19 protein-coding genes are annotated in these 17908 nt (G+C 72.7%); 13 read left to right on the top strand and 6 right to left on the bottom strand.

The genetic code is table 11. From position 1 onward, the window contains the following. Positions 1–59 precede the first annotated feature (59 nt). From E5N76_RS06425 to E5N76_RS06405, 5 genes are read right to left on the bottom strand one after another with little or no spacing between them, the layout of a single operon-like run. Positions 60–914, bottom strand: a complete 855-nt coding sequence (locus E5N76_RS06425; protein ID WP_149536454.1) for an HTD2 family dehydratase — start codon at positions 912–914, stop codon at positions 60–62. Further along, a complete protein-coding gene (locus tag E5N76_RS06420; RefSeq protein ID WP_187830008.1) occupies positions 911–1336 on the bottom strand; it encodes a Zn-ribbon domain-containing OB-fold protein in 426 nt (141 codons plus the stop codon). The genes E5N76_RS06425 and E5N76_RS06420 overlap by 4 nt, the downstream gene beginning before the upstream one ends. Continuing rightward, entirely contained in the window at positions 1336–2481 is a 1146-nt protein-coding gene (locus tag E5N76_RS06415) for a thiolase family protein (protein ID WP_149536452.1), read from the bottom strand. Before E5N76_RS06415 ends, E5N76_RS06420 begins: the two co-directional genes overlap by 1 nt. Before the next feature lie 35 nt (positions 2482–2516). Next, a complete protein-coding gene (locus E5N76_RS06410; protein WP_149536451.1) occupies positions 2517–3614 on the bottom strand; it encodes an acyl-CoA dehydrogenase family protein in 1098 nt (365 codons plus the stop codon). Between the two features lies 1 nt (position 3615). Then, complete coding sequence (locus E5N76_RS06405; RefSeq protein WP_149536450.1) at positions 3616–4833, bottom strand: acyl-CoA dehydrogenase family protein; 1218 nt, start codon at positions 4831–4833, stop codon at positions 3616–3618. A gap of 429 nt (positions 4834–5262) precedes the next feature. Here E5N76_RS06405 and E5N76_RS06400 point away from each other — a divergent pair, with 429 nt between their 5' ends. From E5N76_RS06400 to E5N76_RS06355, 10 genes are read left to right on the top strand one after another with little or no spacing between them, the layout of a single operon-like run. Continuing rightward, complete coding sequence (locus tag E5N76_RS06400; protein WP_149536449.1) at positions 5263–6039, top strand: enoyl-CoA hydratase/isomerase family protein; 777 nt, start codon at positions 5263–5265, stop codon at positions 6037–6039. A 1-nt stretch (position 6040) separates the two neighbouring features. Further along, positions 6041–6835 carry an SDR family oxidoreductase gene (locus tag E5N76_RS06395; RefSeq protein WP_149536448.1) on the top strand — a complete coding sequence of 265 codons (795 nt, stop codon included), beginning with the start codon at positions 6041–6043 and terminating at the stop codon, positions 6833–6835. 24 nt (positions 6836–6859) lie between these two features. Continuing rightward, positions 6860–7672, top strand: coding sequence for an enoyl-CoA hydratase/isomerase family protein (locus E5N76_RS06390; RefSeq protein ID WP_149536447.1), 813 nt, complete (start codon positions 6860–6862; stop codon positions 7670–7672). Positions 7673–7693: 21 nt separating this feature from the next. After that, entirely contained in the window at positions 7694–8110 is a 417-nt protein-coding gene (locus E5N76_RS06385) for a Zn-ribbon domain-containing OB-fold protein (protein WP_099096136.1), read from the top strand. Positions 8111–8113: 3 nt separating this feature from the next. Next, positions 8114–8452, top strand: coding sequence for an acyl-CoA dehydrogenase family protein (locus E5N76_RS06380; RefSeq protein WP_149536446.1), 339 nt, complete (start codon positions 8114–8116; stop codon positions 8450–8452). Between the two features lie 37 nt (positions 8453–8489). Continuing rightward, positions 8490–9668 carry a thiolase C-terminal domain-containing protein gene (locus E5N76_RS06375; protein ID WP_149536445.1) on the top strand — a complete coding sequence of 393 codons (1179 nt, stop codon included), beginning with the start codon at positions 8490–8492 and terminating at the stop codon, positions 9666–9668. Positions 9669–9681: 13 nt separating this feature from the next. Further along, positions 9682–10149: a MaoC/PaaZ C-terminal domain-containing protein gene (locus E5N76_RS06370; RefSeq protein WP_099096133.1), complete on the top strand. Its 468-nt coding sequence runs from the start codon at positions 9682–9684 to the stop codon at positions 10147–10149. Between the two features lie 7 nt (positions 10150–10156). Next, on the top strand, positions 10157–11146 hold the full coding sequence (locus tag E5N76_RS06365; protein WP_207791878.1) for an NAD(P)H-dependent flavin oxidoreductase: 990 nt from the start codon (positions 10157–10159) through the stop codon (positions 11144–11146). Positions 11147–11151: 5 nt separating this feature from the next. Beyond that, positions 11152–12303 (top strand): acyl-CoA dehydrogenase family protein, encoded by a 1152-nt coding sequence (locus E5N76_RS06360; RefSeq protein ID WP_207791877.1) that lies wholly within the window; start codon positions 11152–11154, stop codon positions 12301–12303. Positions 12304–12322: 19 nt separating this feature from the next. Beyond that, positions 12323–12826: a TRAP transporter small permease gene (locus tag E5N76_RS06355; protein WP_149536444.1), complete on the top strand. Its 504-nt coding sequence runs from the start codon at positions 12323–12325 to the stop codon at positions 12824–12826. Positions 12827–12858: 32 nt separating this feature from the next. On the opposite strand, the gene E5N76_RS06350 is transcribed toward E5N76_RS06355, so the two are convergent. Then, complete coding sequence (locus E5N76_RS06350) at positions 12859–14403, bottom strand: class I adenylate-forming enzyme family protein (RefSeq protein ID WP_149536443.1); 1545 nt, start codon at positions 14401–14403, stop codon at positions 12859–12861. A gap of 241 nt (positions 14404–14644) precedes the next feature. On the opposite strand from E5N76_RS06350, the gene E5N76_RS06345 reads away from it, so the two are divergent. The 3 genes from E5N76_RS06345 to E5N76_RS06335 all read left to right on the top strand — a co-directional run bounded on the left by E5N76_RS06345 (position 14645) and on the right by E5N76_RS06335 (position 17898). Further along, on the top strand, positions 14645–15466 hold the full coding sequence (locus E5N76_RS06345) for a Bug family tripartite tricarboxylate transporter substrate binding protein (RefSeq protein WP_149536442.1): 822 nt from the start codon (positions 14645–14647) through the stop codon (positions 15464–15466). Between the two features lie 99 nt (positions 15467–15565). Then, complete coding sequence (locus E5N76_RS06340; protein WP_235907587.1) at positions 15566–16537, top strand: Bug family tripartite tricarboxylate transporter substrate binding protein; 972 nt, start codon at positions 15566–15568, stop codon at positions 16535–16537. A 50-nt stretch (positions 16538–16587) separates the two neighbouring features. Then, complete coding sequence (locus tag E5N76_RS06335) at positions 16588–17898, top strand: TRAP transporter large permease (protein WP_149536441.1); 1311 nt, start codon at positions 16588–16590, stop codon at positions 17896–17898. Positions 17899–17908: the final 10 nt, after the last annotated feature.

Below are 17908 nucleotides of genomic sequence, written 5' to 3'. Positions count from 1 at the left end.
CCGCCCCGGCCGGAAGCGAATGGCGGGAAGGGGCCGCACCCCTCCCCGCCAGGCGCGGTTCAGCCGAGCGTGGCGCTCGCCTGCATGGCGATGCCGCCATCCGGGCCCACCGCCCAGACCTCGGCGCCCTCGGCGGTCGGCCGGCCGATCACCGTGAAGGGCGCGGTGTCGAACAGCGGCGCGCGCGCCCGCATGGTGAAGCTGCGGATCGCCTTGCCCGGAAGATTGTCGCGCAGCAGGTCGAGCAGGCATTGCTGCGAGAACGGCCCATGCACCACCAGCCCCGGATAGCCTTCCTCCTGCATCGCATAGGTGCGGTCGTAGTGGATGCGGTGCGGATTGAGGGTCAGCGCCGAGTAGCGGAAAAGCGTCACCGTGTCGGGGGCATAGGTGCGCCGCCAGGCGACATCGGTGGGCGCCGGGTCGCGCTTGGGCGCGCGCGTGGGGGCGGCGGGGTCGGCCGCCTCGCGGAACACGGTGTGCTGGTCCTCGGTCACCGCGAGGCCGCGCGGGTTGTAGATCCGCCGCCGCACGGTGGCGAACACCATGGTCCCGGTGCCGCCTTCGCGCAGCTGGAGGTCGGCGAGCTCGGTCTCGCGCCGCAGCTCGTCGCCGACCAGGATCGGCGCGTGGAAGGTATAGGCCTGGCCGGCGAACATCCGCCGCGGCAGCGGCATCTCCGGCAGCACGCCGCCGGAGGTGGGCAGCCCGTCGGGGCCGAGCACGGAGCGCGGCGCGAGCGGCACGAAAAAGCACCAGTGCCAGCCCGCCGGCACCGGGTCGCCGCGCTTGGGCGCGGGCTCGGGGCGCTCGAAGACGACGGTCATGCCGCGCATGGGCGGCAGCGTCGCCTCGTCGGTCTCCTCGATCTTGCGGCCGATATGGCTTCGCAGCGCGTCGATGTCGATCTTCATGCCGGCTCTCCCGGGACAAGGTAGGGCAGGGTGAGGCCGTCCTTCACCGTCTCGAACTCGACGCGCACGGGCAGGCCGATCCGCAGCTTGTCGTCCGGCACGCCGCGCAGCTGCGCGAGCATCCGCACGCCTTCCTCGAGGTCCACCGTGGCGAGGGTATAGGGCAGGTCCTCGCGCACGCCGGGGTGGAAGGCGTGGTGGGTGATGGTCCAGCTGTGGATCACGCCGCGACCGCTGGCCTCGACCCATTCCACTTCCATCGAATGGCAGGACGGGCACATCGGCTGCGGATAGTGGCGGATCCTGCCGCAGCCGCGGCATTTCTGCAGCAGCAGCTTGCGGCGGTTCAGCCCCTCCCAGTAGGGCGCGCTGTGCGGCGTCGGCTCGGGGACGAGCTTGTTGTAGGTTCCGGTCGCGCTCATCATCCCCTCCTCATGATGGCGACGGAGCCGTCGCCCATGTCGCCATAGCCGGTGACGAGGCCGATCTCGGCGTCGCGCACCTGGGCCTTGCCGGCCTCTCCGCGCAGCTGGCGCACCAGCTCCGCGATGTGGTTCATGCCCACCATGTGCGCCTGGCTGAGCAGGCCGCCATGGGTGTTGACGGGCAGCTTGCCGCCGAGGCGGATCGCGCCGCTCTCGACGAAGGGGCCGCCCTCGCCCTTCTTGCAGAAACCCAGATCCTCGAGCTGGCACATCACGATGTAGGTGAAGCAGTCGTAGATCTCGGCCACGTCGATGTCGTCGTGCTTGACGCCGGCCATCTCGAAGGCGCGCGGCGCCGCCTTGGCGATGCCCAGCCGCGTCATGTCCGGGCGCTGGGTGATGACGCTGGGCGAATCCGGGTGGCCCTCGGCGACGCCCATCACCACCACCGGCGGCTTGCGGAGGTCGCGGGCGCGCTCGGCGGCGCTGACCACGATGGCGCAGGAACCGTCGCTCTCAAGGCTGCAATCGAACAGCCGGAAGGGGTCGGAGATCATGCGCGAGGCCTGGTGGTCCTCGATCGTCATCGGCTTCGTCATCACGGCGTTGCCGTTGAGCATGGCGTTGGCGCGGGTCGAGACCGCGATCTCGCCGAGCTGCCGGCTGGTGGTGCCGTAGAGCTCCATGTGCCGGCGCGCCATCGGCGCGTAGAGCTGCGCCGGCGCGATGGCGCCGAGCGGCATCTCGAACTCGCCGACCAGGCGGAACTGCGGCATCTGCTGCACCCGCGTCCCGATGCGCCCGCCCGAGGCGCCGTTGCGCCCGACCGGGATCAGCACATGGTTGCAGATGCCCGCGGCGATCGCGGCGACGGCGCTTTGCACCGCGGCGACGCAGCTCGCCCCGCCAAGCGGCGTCACCGCCGAGTAGCGCAGGTCGGGCAGGCCGAGATTGGTGATGAAATCCTCGGCCACGACCCCCGAATAGGGGATCACGCCGTCGATGTCGGACGGCTTCAGGCCGGCATCCTCGATCGCCTTCAGCGAGGCCTCGAGCTGCAGCGACAGCACGCTGCGGCCCGATTCCCGGGAATAGGCGGTTTCGCCCACCCCGGTGATCGCGCCCTTTTCACGCAATGACATGGCTATCCTCCTTCATTCTTCGCAGAAATGCTTGCTCAGGCGGCGACCCAGCCCTGCGCCACCGCCGCGTCGTGCCGGCAGCGCTCGGGCCCGCCCAGGGCCTGCCGGTCGAAGGTGATGCGCTTGAACTGGTGGTGCAGGCCGAGCAGGTCGGTGAAGCCCATGCCGCCATGCACCTCGGTCGCCAGGCGGGCGACCTCGCGCCCGACCTCGGCCAGATGGGCCTTGGCGTGGGAGGCGACCATGGCGGCTTCCTCCGGCACCGCGTCCTGCGCGTAGGCGGCATACCAGACCATGGCGCGGCAGGGTTCGAGCATGGTCGCCATGTCGGCGCACATGTACTTCACGCCCTGGAAGCTGCCGATGACGCGGCCGAACTGCACCCGCTCATTGGCATAGGCCACGGCACGGTCGAGCATGTTCTGCGCGGCGCCGAGCGTGTCGGCCGCCAGCATCACCCGTCCCGCGTCGCGCACCCGCCGCGCCGCGGCGAGCGGATCGTTCGAGGATTGCAGCAGCGCCACCGGCGCCGCCCCCGCGAGGTCGAGATCGACCAGCGCGCGGGTGCGGTCCACGCTGCGGCGCAGCGTCGCGGTCACGCCCGGGGCGCCGGCCTCGATCAGCGCGGCGCGGCCATCGGCCAGATAGGCGAGGAAATGGGTGGCCTCGCCTCCATCCATCAGCCCGTCCAGCGCGCCCGACAGGCGCCCGCCCTCAAGGCGCAGCGCCGCCCGCCCGGTCTGCCCCGCCAGCCCCGCGAAGCCGAGGCCGATGCGCGCCTGCCCCGCGGCGATGCGCGGCAGCCACTGGCGCTGCTGCTCGGCGTCGCCGGCGCTGCGGAAGGCCTGCACGGCCATCACCAGCGCCGCCGCGAAGGGCGCCGGCGCGGCATGGTAGCCGAGCGCCTCGGCCGCCAGCGCGGCATCGAGCATGCCGAGCCCGGCGCCGCCATGCTCCTCGGGCACCAGCAGCCCATGCAGGCCGAGCTCGCCGAGGCCGCGCCACAGCTCGGCATCGAAGCCGGTGCCGGTTTCGGCGAGCCGGCGCAGCGCGTCGAGCGGCAGCCGGTCGGCGAGGAAGCCGCGCAGCGAGCGGCCGAACAGTCCCTGGTCTTCCGTCAATCCGAACCGCATCTCAGTTCCTCCCCGCCGGCACCGCCGCCTTGGGCTCGCGCGGCAGGCCGAGGCCGCGCTCGCCGATGATGTTCTTCTGGATGTTCGACGACCCGCCGCCGATGATGAGGCCGATGTCGTACATGTAGTCGATCTGCCAGGTGGTGGCGGGATCGTCCTCGGCCACCTCGCCCTGCGGCTCATAGAGCAGGCCGGTGCTGCCCATGACGTCGAGCGCCAGCGAGGCGAGCCGGTGCGCGAGCATGGTGCCGTGATACTTCACGATGAAGCGCCCGAGGCCCGAATCCACCCCTTCGGCGGTTTCCGTCAGCAGGCGCATGTTGTGGTTGCGCGCCGCGATCACCTCGCCCTGCAGGCGCAGCAGCCGGTCGCGCCATTCCGCGCGGTCGAGCAGGCGCGCGCCGTCGGCGCCCGGCTGCTCCATCATGCGGCGGGTCGCCTCAAGCCGCTGCTGCAGCTTGTTGGGATCGCCGAGCAGCATCCGCTCGTACTTCAGCGTGACGTTGGCGACGTGCCAGCCGTCGCCGCGGCCCATCACGATCTGGTCCACCGGCACGCGCACGTCGGTGAAGAAGGTCTCGTTGAACTCGGCGCGGCCGGTCATGGTCCGCAGCGGGCGCACCTCGATCCCCGGCGCGCTCATCGGCAGCAGCAGGTAGGACAGGCCGGCATGCTTCGACTTGTCGGGCTCGGTGCGGCAGAGCAGGAACATCATGTCGGCGAAATGCGCCGAGCTGGTCCAGATCTTCTGGCCGTTGATGACGAAATGCCCGTCCTCGACCGCGGCGCGGGTCTGCGCGGCGGCGAGGTCGGAGCCCGAGCCCGGCTCCGAATAGCCCTGGCACCAGATCGTCTCGCCGCGGATGGTGGGGCCGATCCAGCGCCGCTTCTGCTCCTCGGTGCCGACCTCGAGCAGCGTCGGCACCAGCATGCTGATGCCCTGGTTGTGGATGCCCGGCGAGATGCCGGCGCGGCTGAAGGCGTCGGCGATGATCGCCAGCTCGATGACGTCGTGCGGCGCGCCGAAGCCGCCGTATTCGCGCGGGATGGTGCGCGCGAAATAGCCGTGCTTGAGCAGCAGCGCCTGCCAGTCCAGCGCCTTGCGGTCGGGCCGCTTGCGCCCGCCGCCCGGGCGCGGCGCGGCGTCGCGATGCGCGGCGATGAAGGCATCGACCTCCTCGCGCAGCGCGCGGTGTTTCGGGGTCAGCGTCAAGTCCATGGAGTTCCTCCGCTCATTCTTCCAAATCCCGCCCGCCGGACCGCCGCATCCCGTGGCGCCCGGGTGGCGCCAGCCCCCCCCCGACGCCTCCGGCGCGGCCCGTCTTGCGCGACGTGCCTTGCGCGCGGCGTGCCAGCGTCCTCGCGGCATCGATGCAACGGCCCCGCAGTGTCACGTCGCGCCATCGCCGATGCAAGCCCTCCATAGCGCGATGGCGTTCGCTGCGCGCGGCGCGGACATCATGTCCGCAGCGCCGACAATGCCGGGAAGGGCAGACGCATGCACCGGCCCGGATGCGGCGGCCCGCGCCGCTGGCACATGCATTGCTGCGTTCATCCTCGGAGGCATGGTGCGCGCCGCGACGGCGACGTCCTGCCCCGCGGGAGGAACAGCCATGCGCTCAGATCAGCGCGATGGAGGCGACGCGCCATGAGTGCGGAGGGCGTCGCGCTGGAACGCGATGGCGCCGTGGCTGTGCTGCGGCTGTGCCGGCCCGGCCGGCTCAACGCGCTGTCCGCGGCGATGCGCCACGCCATCGCCGCGCGGCTGCGCGAGGTCGCCGCCGACCCCGACATCACCGTGCTGCTGCTGCGCGGGGAAGGCCGCGCCTTCTGCGCCGGCGCCGATCTCGACGACATGCCCGAGGACGCCTTCGCCTGGCGCGAGCGCATCCTGCTCGCGCAGGCGCAGCACCTCGCGCTGATCCGCATGGACAAGATCGTGGTCGCGGCGGTGCAGGGCGCGGCCTATGGCGGCGGCGCCTCGCTCGCTCTCGCGGCCGACATCCTGCTGCTCGCCGAGGATGCGCGTCTCGGCTTTCCCTTCGTGCATCTGGGCATCGTGCCCGATGGCGGCGCCGCCTTCCTGCTGCAGGCGCGCCTCGGCAGCGCCGTCGCGCTCGACCTGCTGCTGACCGGCGGCACCCTGCCGGCCGAGGAGGCGCGGCGGCTCGGCCTGACGCGGCGGGTGGCGCCGGTGGCCGGCTTCGACGCCGCGGCGCTGGCGCTGGCGCAGGAGGTCGCGGCGCTGCCGCGCGAGGCGCTGGCGCTGACCAAGTCGCTGTGCCGCCAGCGCTGGGGCCAGGGCCTCGACAATGCGCTGGCGCATGAGGCGGACGCCTTCGCCCTCGCCACCACCACCGCCTCGCACCGCGCCGCGCTGGCCGCCGCCCGCCGGCGGCAATCCGCGCCGCGCAAGGGATCCTGACATGCTCGCCGGCACCGCCTTCGCGCCCGGGCTGCTCGCCGACCAGGTGGCCTTCGTCACCGGCGGCGGCAGCGGCATCGGCTTCGCCATCGCCTCCGCCTATGCTCGGCTCGGCGCGCGGGTGGTGATCGCCAGCCGCAGGCAGGCAACGCTCGATGCCGCGGCGGCGCGCCTCGCCACCGAGGGTGCCGAGGTCGCCGCCTTCCAGGCCGATGTGCGCTCCTACGAGCAGGTGCACGAGGCGGTGACGCGCACGGTCGAACGCTTCGGCGCGCTCGACATCCTGGTGAACAACGCCGCCGGCAACTTCTTCTGCCCGACCGCCGACCTCTCGGCCAATGGCTGGAAGACGGTCGTGGACATCGACCTCAACGGCACCTTCCACTGCTGCCGCGCCGCCTATGCCGCGCTCAAGGCGTCGCGCGGCGGCGGGCGGATCATCAGCATCATCACCATGAACGCGCTGTCGGGCTGGCCGGGCGCGGCCCATGCAGCGGCGGCCAAGGCGGGCATCCTCTCGCTCAGCCGCAGCCTGGCGGTCGAATGGGGGCCGGACGGCATCCGCAGCAACACCATCTCGCCAGGGCCGATCGCCGACACCGAAGGGGTGCGCCGGCTCTACGAGGATCGCGGCGTGGCGGAGCTGGAACGCCGGCGCACCGCGCTCGGCCGCTTCGGGCGGACCGAGGATGTCGCCAATGCCGCGGTGTTCCTCGCCTCGCCGCTCGCCGCCTATGTGACGGGGGAGAACCTCGTCGTCGATGGCGGGCGCTGGCTGAAGCATGTCTCGGCGTGACGCGGAAGGAGAAAGGGCAAGGCCATGAGCACCGATCCGGGCGGGGAGCTGGTCAGGCGGCGGCGCGAGGGCGCGGTGCTGGTGCTGCGCCTCGACAATCCGCGCAACCGCAACGGGCTCGACGAGCCGATGCGCGTCGCGCTCGGCGCCGCGGTCGAGGAAGCCGAATCCGACCCCGCCGTGCGCGCGGTCTATCTCACCGGCGCGGGGCCGAGCTTCTGCGCCGGCGGCGACCTGCGGATGCTGCGCGAGGCGAGCGACCCCTGGCCGGTGCATCGCCGCTTCCGCCGCCTCGGCCGCTGGCTGGTGCCGCTGATGACGCTGGAGAAGCCGGTGGTGATCGGCGTCAACGGCCATGCGGTTGGTGGCGGGATGGGCCTCGCGCTCACCGGCGACCGGCTGATCGCCGCCGAGGGCGCGGTGTTCATGGCCGGCTTCTTCCGCCTCGGCGCGATTCCCGACATCGGCATGATGTACACGCTGCCGCGGCTGATCGGCATGGCGCGCGCCAAGGATTTCCTGTTCGGTGGCGGCAGCCTGACGGCGGCCGAGGCGCTGGCGATCGGCCTGGTCGGCCGCGTGGTGCCCGATGCCGAACTCGACGCGGCGGGACTCGCCGAGGCGCAGCGCCTCGCTTCCGGTCCGGCGGAGGTGATGGGCCTCGCCAAGATCCTGATGGCGCGCAGCTTCGAGAGCAGCCTCGACGAGATGTTCGCCTATGAGGGGCTGGGCCAGGCGCTGGCCATGTCCAACCCCGAGTTCCGCGAGGGGCTGGCGGCGATGCTCGACCGCCGGCCCGCCGGTTTCCCGGCCGCCGCCGCCGCGGCGCGCCGCTGAGCCCGACAGGAACCCGAGAGCATGACCGAAACGCTGCCGAGCCCCGTCGTCAACGCCGATTCCGCCCCCTACTGGCAGGGCGCGCGGGAGGGGCGGCTGCTGATCCGCCGCTGCGATGCCTGCGGCCAGACGCATTTCATGCCGCGCCATTTGTGCCCCGCCTGCTGGTCCGCCGACCTGCGCTGGGTCGAGGCCACGGGCCGCGGCACGGTGCACAGCTTCACGATCATCCGCCGCGCGCCGCTCGCCGCCTTCGCCCCGCGCGTGCCCTATGTGGTGGCGCTGATCGACCTTGAGGAAGGCCCGCGCATGATGGCCAACATCCTCGGCGATGATGCGCTCGACACGGCGATCGGCGATGCCGTCGCGGTCTGCTTCGAGGATCGCGGCGAGGGCGCCGCCGTGCCGCAGTTCCGCCGCGCCGGCGGCCGGGGCTGAGCGATGGATTTCGCCCCCACCGAGGAGCAGCAGTTGCTGCGCGAGAGTGCGGCCGCCTTCGTCCGCCGCCACTGCCCGCGCGGGGCGGTGCGCCGCCGGGACGCCGAGGGCGAGTTCCCCGAGACGCTGCACGCGACGATGGTGGAGGCGAGCATGGCGAAGCTGCATGCGTCGGAGATGCTGGTGCGGCTGACCACGCTCGGGATGCAGGTGCTGGGCGGGCATGCCTACACCTATGACCATGATATGCAGCGCTACTGGCGCGATGCGCGCAATTCCACGGTGGGCGGCGGGATCTCGCAGATCCAGCGGCAGCTGATCGCGCGGGAGATCGGGTTGTGAACGGCGCGACGGGACGCCGCGGCAAGGAAGCGGGAAGATGAGCGAGACGAGCCTGCGGAACCGGGTGGCGATCGTCGGCGTCGGCGAATCCGACATCGGCAAGGTGCCGGGCATGACCGGACTCGGGCTGAATGCCCAGGCGGCGAAGCGCGCGCTGGACGATGCCGGGCTGAAGCCGTTGGACATCGACGGGCTGCTGACCGCCTATTCCTTCACCGAGCCCTATTTCATGCTCGGCTCGGTGCTGTGCGAGTATCTCGGCCTGCAGCCGCGCTTCAACGCCTCCCTCGTGGTGGGCGGGGCGACGCCGGCGGTGATGCTGAAGCACGCGGCCGAGGCGATCGTCGCCGGCCAGGCCGAGGTGGTGCTGGTGACCGCCGGCGAGAACCGCGCCACCGGCCAGAGCCGCGACCAGGCGGTGGCGGCGCTGACCGCGGTCGGCCACCCGTATTTCGAGCAGCCCTACGGATCCTCGATCCCCGGCTTCTACGCCATGATCGCGCGCCGCCACATGCTGGAATACGGCACCACGCGCGAGCAGATGGCCGAGGTGGCCGCGACCACGCGCCGGCACGCGCTGCTGCACCCCAACGCCCACATGAAGGCGCCGCTGACGCGCGAGCAGGTGCTCGCGGCCAAGCCGATCGCCGATCCGCTCGGCATGCTCGATTGCTGCCTGATCTCCGATGCGGGGGGCGCCTTCATCGTCACCTCGGCCGAGCGGGCGGCCGACCTGCGCGCGAAGCCGGCCTACCTGCTCGGCATCGGCGAGTTCCACACGCATGAGCACATCATGTGCGCGCCGAGCCTGACCGAGTTCGGCGCCACGCGCTCGGGCGCCGCGGCCTATCGCATGGCCGGGCTCGGCCCGGCGGACATCGACGTGGCCGAGCTGTACGACTGCTTCAGCATCGTGCCGATCATCGAGGCCGAGGAGCTCGGGCTCTGCCCGCGCGGCGAGGGCGGCCGCTACTGGCTCGACGGGCGGGCGGCGATCGGCGGCGGCGCGGTGCCGGTGAACACCCATGGCGGCATGCTCTCCCACGCCCATGCGGGCGCGGCGGGCGGGCTGTTCGGCATCGTCGAGGCGGTGCGCCAGCTGCGCGGCGGCCTCGGCGCGCGGCAGGTGGAAGGCGCCGAGATCGCGCTGGTGCACAATGAGGGCGGCATCCTGTCCTCCCACTGCACGATGCTGCTCGGCAAGGACAAGGCGTGAGGAGGAACGGAGCATGACCACCGCAGGCAAGCCGCGCGGGATGTATTTCGAGGATTTCGAGATCGGCCAGGAGCTGACGACGCCGGCGCGCACCATCACCTCGACCGACATCGTCAACTTCGCCTGCCTGTCGGGCGACTTCAACGAGGTCCACACCAATTTCGAGTATTGCCGCACCACCCAGTTCGGCGAGCCGATCGCCCATGGGCCGCTGGTCTATGCGGTGATGGGCGGCCTCACCTACGCCAGCGGCATCAATGACGGCACGCTGCTCGCGCTGCTGCAGATCGACGGCTGGAAGATGCTCTCCCCGGTCAAGCACGGCGACACCATCCGCATGGTGGCGAAGGTGGTGGCGAAGAAGGAATCGAGCAAGCCGGACCGCGGCACCGTCACGCTCGACCGGCGCTGCGTGAAGCAGGACGGCACGGTGGCGCAGGAGATGCGCGCCACCCTGCTCTATCGCCGCCGGCCGGGCTGAGCGCGCGATGAACGGCGCCGCCGACCGGATGGAGACGCGCGCGACGCGCGTGCTCGGCATCCGCTACCCGATCGTGCAGGGCGGGCTCGCGCGCGTCGCGCGGGCGGAGCTGGCGGCGGCGGTCTCGGCGGCCGGCGGCCTCGGCCAGATCGCCATGGCCGGGCTGCACCAGCCCGAGCTGCTGCGCGCCGAGATCCACAAGGCCAAGGCGCTGACCGCCGCACCCTTCGCGGTGAACTTCCCGATCGGGCGGATCGACATCTCGGCGCTGGTGGATCTCTCGGTCGAGGAAGGCGTGCCGGTGCTCTCCTTCACCGCGGGCAATCCGCGGCCCTGGATCGACCGCCTGGCGGGCACCGGCACCCGCACCCTGGTGCTGGTGGCCGGCGCCGAGCAGGCGCGCAAGGCGGAACAGGCCGGCGCCGACGTGGTGGCGACGGTGGGCTACGAGGGCGGCGGCCATCTCGGCCGTTCGGACCTGACGACGATGGTGGCGGTGCCGATGGTCGTGGATGCCGTCGGCATCCCGGTGCTGGCGAGCGGGGGCATCGTGGACGGGCGCGGCCTGGCCGCGGCGCTGGCGCTCGGCGCGGATGGGATCGAGCTCGGCACGCGCTTCGTCGCCACCCGCGAGGCGGCGGCGCATGAACGCTACAAGGCGGCGCTGCTGGCGGCGCAGCCCGAGGACACGCTGGTCATCAAGCAGAGCCTCGGCATGCCCGGCCGGGTGCTGGACAGCGCCTGGACCCGCCGCATCCAGGCGGCGGAGAAGGCGGGGGCGGACCGCGACAGCGTGCTCGCCATGGTGGACTGGGCGGCGAATGAACGCGCCGCGGTCGGCGGCGCGCTCGACGAGGGGCTGGTCTGGGCCGGCCAGGCGGTCGGCCTGATCGACGATTTGCCCCCGGCGGGGGAGGTGGTGGCGCGCATCGTCGCCGGGGCGCGCGCGGCGGCGGGACGCGCGGCGGCGCTGGCGGGCGCGCAGGGGGAAGGATGATGGCGATGCAGGATCCTGGGCGCGATTTCGGCCTGACCGACGAACAGCGCATGATGCGTGACAGCGTGCGGGCGCTGCTCGCCCGCGTGCTGCCGCGCGAGCGCATCCGCACGCTCGACGAGGCCGGCGAGTTCCCCTTCGACGCCTATGAGGCGCTGGCGCGGGACGGCTGGCTCGGCCTGCCCTTCCCCACGGCGATCGGCGGCGCGGGCGGCTCGTTCAAGGACCTCGCGGTCTTCGTCGAGGCCGTCTCCTGGCACAGCGCGCAGATGGCCTCGGCCTGGCTGACCACGGCGATCTATGGCGGGCGGCAGCTGCTCGGCGGATCGGAGGCGCTGAAGGCCGAGATCATGCCGGGCCTGCTGCGCGGCGAGACCCGGCTCGCCTTCTGCCTGACTGAGCCGCATACCGGTTCGGACGCCGCGGCGATCCGCACCCGCGCGGTGCAGGACGGCGAGGACTTCGTCATCACCGGGCAGAAGATCTACATCACCTGCGCCCATGTCGCGCACCACCTCGCGGTGGTGACCAAGACCGAGGCCGATGCCGGCCATCGCGGCATCACCGTGTTCCTGGTGGATGCGCGCAGCCCGGGGCTGACCATCCGGCCGCTGCGCGCGCTGGGGCGGCGGATGATCCATGTGAACGAGGTGTTCTTCGACGATGTGCGCGTGCCCGCCGCGCGCATGCTGGGCGGGCGCGGCCAGGGCTGGAGCAACCTGATGCGCGGGCTCAATGTCGAGCGGCTCTGCCTCGCCGCGGCGGCGAGCGGCAATTGCCAGCGCATCATCGACGACGCCCGCGACTTCGCGCTCGATCGCACCGCCTTCGGCCGGCGGATCACCGAGTTCCAGGCGGTGGCGCACAAATTCGCCGACATGCGGATGATGGCCGAGGCGGCGCGCGCCCTGACCTACCGAGCGGCGGAGATGATGGATGCCGGCCTCGACCCGGTGAGCGAGACCACCATCGCCAAGGTCGTGGCGACCGAGAACAACAGCCGCTGCGCCGACATGGGCATCCAGATCATGGGCGGGGCCGGCTACATGATGGACCACGACATGCAGATGTATTTCCGCGACGCGCGCGTGGGCACCATCGGCGGCGGCACCAGCGAGATCATGCGCGGGATCATCGCCCGCCGCATGGGGCTGTGAGCGGCAGGGGGGCGCGGTCATGCGGACCGCCGAAGGCGCGCTCGATGCCGCCACCGCGGCGATGCTGTGGATCGCCGGGGCGGCGCTGCTGCTGATGATGGTCAACGTCACGCTCGACGTGACGCTGAAATACCTGTTCCGCTGGCCGGTGCCCGGCACGCTCGAGATGGTCTCCTACTACTTCATGGCGGCCGCGGTGTTCTTCCCCTTCGCCCATGTGCAGCGCAAGCGCCACCACATCGCGGTGACGCTGTTCACCGACGCGCTGCCGGCGCCCGCGCGCCGCGGGGTGGAGGCGGCGGCGCTGCTGCTCTCGGCCGTCTATCTGGCCGCCTTCGGCTGGGCCGGCGCCGAGGAGGCGTGGGAGATGACGCAGGTCGGCGAGGCCACCGGCGCGGTCGCCTTCGACGTGCTGATCTGGCCGACGCGCTGGGCGGTGCCGCTCGGCACCTGGTCGATGGCGGCGTGGATGCTGCTGCAGGCCGTGCGCGAGGTGGCGCCGCCCCGGGCGCCGGCGCCGTGACGCGCGCCGCGCCCTGGGCGATGCCCGCCGGTTCAGGCGGGAGGCGGGGACAGCAGCGCCTCCAGCTCGTGGCGGCGGATCTTGCCGGTGGTGCTGCGCGGCAGCGCGGCTTCCTCGATGAAGCGGATCTCCTTGGGCACCTTGTAGCCAGCGATGGCGGCGCGGCAGGCGGCGATCAGCTCGGCCTCGGTCAGTGCCGCGTCGCGGCGGGCGACGAAGGCCACCGGCACCTCTCCCCAGCGGGCGTCGGGGCGGCGCACCACCACCGCCTCGCTCACCCGCGGGGAGGCGAGCAGCACGCGCTCGATCTCGGCCGGGTAGATGTTCTCGCCGCCCGACTTGATGAGGTATTTCACCCGGTCCACGAAATCGAGCGTGCCGTCCGGGTTGCGCCGCATCACGTCGCCCATGTGGAACCAGCCGCCGCGGAAGTCGCGCGCATTGGTCTCGGGCGCGCGCCAGTAGCCGCTGAACAGGCTCGGGCCGCGGAAGGCGACCTCGCCGGGCTCGCCGTCGGGCACCTCGCGGTCCTCGGGGTCCACCAGGCGGATGCGGCAGTAGGAGCTCTGCACCTTGGACAGCCGCGCCGGCGTCGCGCCCACCGGGATGCGGCCGCGGCTGGCCGGGCCGGGGCCGGTCTCGGTCGAGCCGAAGGTGTTGCGGAACGGCGCCTGCAGCCTTTCGGTCAGCTCGGCGATGGCGGCCGGCGCGATCAGGTCGGCCATGGCGCCGACCAGCCGGACCCCGCGCGGGCGCGCGCCGGTGCGGCGCAGTTCCTCGAGCAGCGGCTCGGCGGTGCCGGGCATGACCGAGAGCCAGCCGAGCTCCTCGCGCGCCAGCACCGCGACCAGGGCGGCCGGGTCGAAGCCGTCGTGGATGATGACCTTGCCGCCATGCATCAGCGCCGCCAGCGCGCTGTCGGTCGCGCCCATGTGGAACATCGGCGACCAGGCGACGAAGGTCTCCTCGGGGAAGGCGCTCTGGTCGGCGCGGGCGATGATGGCGCGCGCGACCATGGCGCGCTGGCTGATGAGCGCGCCCTTCGGCATGCCGGTGGTGCCGCTGGTGTAGAGGATGACGAGGCCGTCTTCCGGCTCGGCGCGGTCGGGCGGCGGCGCGGCGCTTTCGGCGGCCAGCGCCGCCTCGTAGCGCGGGCCGAACACCAGGCCCGGCAGCGCGCCGCCGCCGGCCTCGGCCAGGCGCGCCTCGAAGCGTTCCGAGACCAGGCACAGGCAAGGGTCGGCAAGGGCGAGGCAATAGGCCAGTTCCTCGCGCGACTGGCGCCAGTTCTGGCAGGCCACGATGGCGCCCAGCGAGGCGGCGGCGAGTTCGGCCTCGACGAATTCGTGCCGGTTCTCCGACAGCACGGCGATGCGCTCTCCGCGCCCGACGCCGCGCGCGGCGAGCGCGCGGGCGAGGCGGTTCACCCGTTCCTCCAGCGCGCCATAGGTCCAGCGCCGACCATCCTGTTCGAGCGCGACGCGGTCGCGGTGCCGCGCCGCGCGGTCGCGGAACAGGTCCGCGACGGTCAGCGCCGCGGCGCCAAGGATGCCGGGCTCGGCGGGGCTTTCTGTCATGGCGTCCTCCTGCTTCTTCGCGCGCAGGCTGCGGGCGGGGCGATGATGCGTCAACGGGGCGCGCGGCACGGGCGCGGATGGGGAGAGAGGCGATGAGCGGCATCGGCAGGCGGACATTGATGGCGGCAGCACTCGGCGCGCCGGCGGCAGCGCGCGCGCAGGAGGCGGCCTGGCCGGCGCGGCCGGTCACGCTGGTGAGGGCTATGCCGCGGGTGGGCTGTCCGACGTCGTGGGGCGGGCGGTGGCGGAACGCATGGCGGCGGATCTCGGCCAGCCCGTGGTGGTGGAGAACCGCACCGGGGCCGCGGCCTCGATCGCCGCCGCCCATGTCGTGCGCGCACGGCCGGACGGCTACACGCTGCTGCTCGGCACCTCGACCCTCGCGATCAACCCGACCTTGCAGCCGTCATTGCCGCCGCAGGACCCGCTGCGCGAACTGGCGCCCGTCGCGCAGACCTACGACACGCCCTTCGTGCTGCTGGTGAATGCGGAACTGCCGGCGCGCGACCTCGCCGGCTTCCTCGACTACGCGCGCGCCCGGCCGGGCGAGGTGATGGTGGCGCATTCCGGCACCGGTTCCGTCAACCACCTGCTGACCGAGATGGTGCAACGCGCCGCCGGGCTGCGCTTCGGCCAAGTGCCCTATCGCGGCGCGCCGCCGGCGCTGCTCGACCTGAAGGCGGGCCGGGTGCAGGCGACCTTCGCCACCCTCTCCGACGCCCAGCCGCAGCTGGAGGATGGCCGGCTGCGGCTGCTCGCCGTCTCCTCGCGCGAGCGGATCGCGGCGATCCCCGCCGTCCCGACGGTGCAGGAAACGCTGCCCGGCGTGCATGCGGCATTCTGGCAGGCGATGTTCGCGCCGGCGGGGACGCCTGCGCCGGTGATCGCGCGCCTGGCCGCCTCGCTTCGCGCGGCCACCGGCGCGCCGGAGTTCCGCGCGCTGTGGGGGCCGCGCGGCGTGGTGATCGCGAGCGGCGGACCGGAGGAATTGCACAGGATGCTGGCCTCCGAGATCGAATCCTGGGGGCGCCTGATCCGCGAGACCGGGATCAGGGCGGATTAGGCTGCGGGGTCGCGCCGCCGGCACCCGCCCGGCGCGCGGCAACGGGAATTCATCGCCGGCGTCCGGACGCCGGGCGGCATGGTCACAGGAAGGAACGGGATGAACGGTTTGCATCGGCGGACACTCCTCGCGGCGGCGCTCGCCGCGCCGGGGATCGCGCGCGCGCAGGAGGCGGCCTGGCCGGCGCGGCCGGTCACGCTGGTCACCGGCTATCCGGCCGGGGCGCTGACCGACACGGCGACGCGCGCGGCGGCCGAGCGGATCGCGCGCGAGCTCGGCCAGCCGGTGGTGGTGGAGAACCGCACCGGCGCGGCGGCCGCCATCGCCGCCGCCCATGTCGTGCGCGCGCGACCCGACGGCTACACGCTGCTGATGGGCGCGGCGAGCCTCGCCATCGCGCCGGCGCTGCAGCCGCAGCTGGTGCCGCAGGACCCGCTGCGCGAACTGGCGCCGATCGCGCATTTCTACGACACGCCCTTCATCCTGGTGCTCCACCCCGACGTGCCGGCGGCCGACTTCGCCGGTTTCCTCGACCTCGCGCGGCGCACGCCGGGCGGGCTGACTTTCGGCAGCTCGGGCATCGGCGCGGTGAACCACCTGATGATCGAGATGATCCACCGCGCCTCCGGCGCGCCCTTCGTGCATGTGCCCTATCGCGGCGCGGCGCCGGCGCTGGTGGACCTGACGGCGGGGCGGCTGCCCGCCTTCCTCGCCACGGTGTCGGATGCGGCGCCGCTGCTGGCCGACCGCCGCGCGCGCGCCATCGCCGTCACCGCGCGCGAGCGGATCGCGCTGATGCCCGACCTGCCGGCGATGCAGGAGACGCTGCCCGGCGTGCAGGCGAGTTTCTGGCAGGCGCTCTTCGCCCCGGCGGGCACGCCGCAGCCGATCATCGCGCGCCTTGCCGCGGCAATGCGCGCCGCCACCGCCGATCCCGCCTTCCGCGCCCAGTGGGAAGCGCGCGGGCTGGTGATGGGCCAGGGCGGGCCGGAGGAGCTGCGCGCGCTGCTCACCGCCGACCTCGCGACCTGGCGAGCGCTGATCCGCGAAGCCGGGATCAGGGTGGAGTAGATGCCGCAGCGCCGCCCGCCTCCCTGCCGCCCCCGGCCCGGAGCCGCCGCATGACCCCGCTGCAGATCGGCTTCGCCGGGCTCGGCGCCGTCTTCGTGCTGATCGCACTGCGGGTGCCGATCGGCGTCGCCCTCGGCGGCGTATCGGTCGTCGGCATCGCGGTGCTGCGGAGCCCGCAGGCGGCGCTCGGCGCGCTCGGCGCGCTGCCCTTCGAATTCGCCGCGCATTGGTCGCTCTCGGCGGTGCCGATGTTCCTGCTGATGGGGGCGGTGGCCTACCACACCGGCATGACCGGCAGCCTGTTCCGCGCCGCGCGGCTGTGGCTGGGCTTCCTGCCGGGCGGGCTCGCGGTCGCCACCAACTTCGCCGCCGCGGGCTTCGCAGCCGCCTCGGGATCCTCGATGGCGACGGCGGCGGCGATGGGCCGGCTCGCCATCCCCGAGATGCTGCGCGCGCGCTACGAGCCCGGCCTCGCCACCGCCGTGGTGGCGGCGAGCGGCACCCTCGGCTCGCTCATCCCGCCGAGCATCCTGATGGTGCTCTACGGCATCTTCGCCGAGCAGCCGATCGGCCGGCTGCTGATCGCGGGCATCGTGCCGGGGCTGCTGACGGCGGCGGTCTATGCGGCGATGATCATCCTGCGCTGCTGGCTGAACCCGGCGCTGGCGCCGCGCGCGGAGGAGCCGGCCGGCTGGGCCGAGCGGCTGGCCGCGCTGCGCCAGGTCTGGCCGATCCCGGTGCTGGTGCTGGCGGTGATCGGCAGCCTCTATGGCGGCGTCGCCACGCCGACCGAGGCGGCGGCGGTCGGCGCGCTCGCCGCCTGCGGCATCGCCGCGCTGCAGGGCCGGATGTCGCGCGCGGCGATGGGCGCGGCGGTGATGGAGGCGCTGGAGGGGACCGCCTCGATCTTCTTCATCGCCATCGGCGCGGTGCTGCTGTCGCGCTTCCTGGCGCTGTCGGGGATGCCGGGCTTCCTTGCCGGGCTGATGGGAAGCTGGGCGGTGGATCCGCTGCTGGTGGTGATCGGCGCCTCGCTGATCTACCTGTTTCTCGGCTGCTTCCTCGATCCGCTCGGGCTGATGCTGCTGACGCTGCCGGTGCTGCTGCCGATGTTCCAGGCGCTCAACCTCGACCTGGTGTGGATCGGCGTGCTGGTCATCAAGTATCTCGAGATCGGCCTGCTGACGCCGCCGGTGGGGATGAACGCCTATGTCGTCAGTGGCATCGTCGGCAAGGAGGTGCCGCTGCCGACGATCTTCCGCGGCCTGCTGTGGTTCCTGGCGGCCGAGGCGGTGATCATGGCGCTGCTGATCGCCTATCCGCAGATTTCGCTCTGGCTGCCGGACCTGATGGGGCGCTGAGGCTGCCGCC

The organism is Siccirubricoccus phaeus (assembly GCF_008360935.1).
In the GTDB taxonomy this organism is placed as follows: domain Bacteria; phylum Pseudomonadota; class Alphaproteobacteria; order Acetobacterales; family Acetobacteraceae; genus Siccirubricoccus; species Siccirubricoccus phaeus.
Note: the sequence above shows the minus strand (reverse complement) of the source record. Positions and strands in the feature narration are given on the sequence as shown.

Coding starts and splice junctions, on each gene's coding strand:
- E5N76_RS06425 (WP_149536454.1), bottom strand. CDS start 914: ATGAAGATCGACATCGACGCGCTGCGAAGCCATATCGGCCGCAAGATC.
- E5N76_RS06420 (WP_187830008.1), bottom strand. CDS start 1,336: ATGAGCGCGACCGGAACCTACAACAAGCTCGTCCCCGAGCCGACGCCG.
- E5N76_RS06415 (WP_149536452.1), bottom strand. CDS start 2,481: ATGTCATTGCGTGAAAAGGGCGCGATCACCGGGGTGGGCGAAACCGCC.
- E5N76_RS06410 (WP_149536451.1), bottom strand. CDS start 3,614: ATGCGGTTCGGATTGACGGAAGACCAGGGACTGTTCGGCCGCTCGCTG.
- E5N76_RS06405 (WP_149536450.1), bottom strand. CDS start 4,833: ATGGACTTGACGCTGACCCCGAAACACCGCGCGCTGCGCGAGGAGGTC.
- E5N76_RS06400 (WP_149536449.1), top strand. CDS start 5,263: ATGAGTGCGGAGGGCGTCGCGCTGGAACGCGATGGCGCCGTGGCTGTG.
- E5N76_RS06395 (WP_149536448.1), top strand. CDS start 6,041: ATGCTCGCCGGCACCGCCTTCGCGCCCGGGCTGCTCGCCGACCAGGTG.
- E5N76_RS06390 (WP_149536447.1), top strand. CDS start 6,860: ATGAGCACCGATCCGGGCGGGGAGCTGGTCAGGCGGCGGCGCGAGGGC.
- E5N76_RS06385 (WP_099096136.1), top strand. CDS start 7,694: ATGACCGAAACGCTGCCGAGCCCCGTCGTCAACGCCGATTCCGCCCCC.
- E5N76_RS06380 (WP_149536446.1), top strand. CDS start 8,114: ATGGATTTCGCCCCCACCGAGGAGCAGCAGTTGCTGCGCGAGAGTGCG.
- E5N76_RS06375 (WP_149536445.1), top strand. CDS start 8,490: ATGAGCGAGACGAGCCTGCGGAACCGGGTGGCGATCGTCGGCGTCGGC.
- E5N76_RS06370 (WP_099096133.1), top strand. CDS start 9,682: ATGACCACCGCAGGCAAGCCGCGCGGGATGTATTTCGAGGATTTCGAG.
- E5N76_RS06365 (WP_207791878.1), top strand. CDS start 10,157: ATGAACGGCGCCGCCGACCGGATGGAGACGCGCGCGACGCGCGTGCTC.
- E5N76_RS06360 (WP_207791877.1), top strand. CDS start 11,152: ATGCAGGATCCTGGGCGCGATTTCGGCCTGACCGACGAACAGCGCATG.
- E5N76_RS06355 (WP_149536444.1), top strand. CDS start 12,323: ATGCGGACCGCCGAAGGCGCGCTCGATGCCGCCACCGCGGCGATGCTG.
- E5N76_RS06350 (WP_149536443.1), bottom strand. CDS start 14,403: ATGACAGAAAGCCCCGCCGAGCCCGGCATCCTTGGCGCCGCGGCGCTG.
- E5N76_RS06340 (WP_235907587.1), top strand. CDS start 15,566: ATGAACGGTTTGCATCGGCGGACACTCCTCGCGGCGGCGCTCGCCGCG.
- E5N76_RS06335 (WP_149536441.1), top strand. CDS start 16,588: ATGACCCCGCTGCAGATCGGCTTCGCCGGGCTCGGCGCCGTCTTCGTG.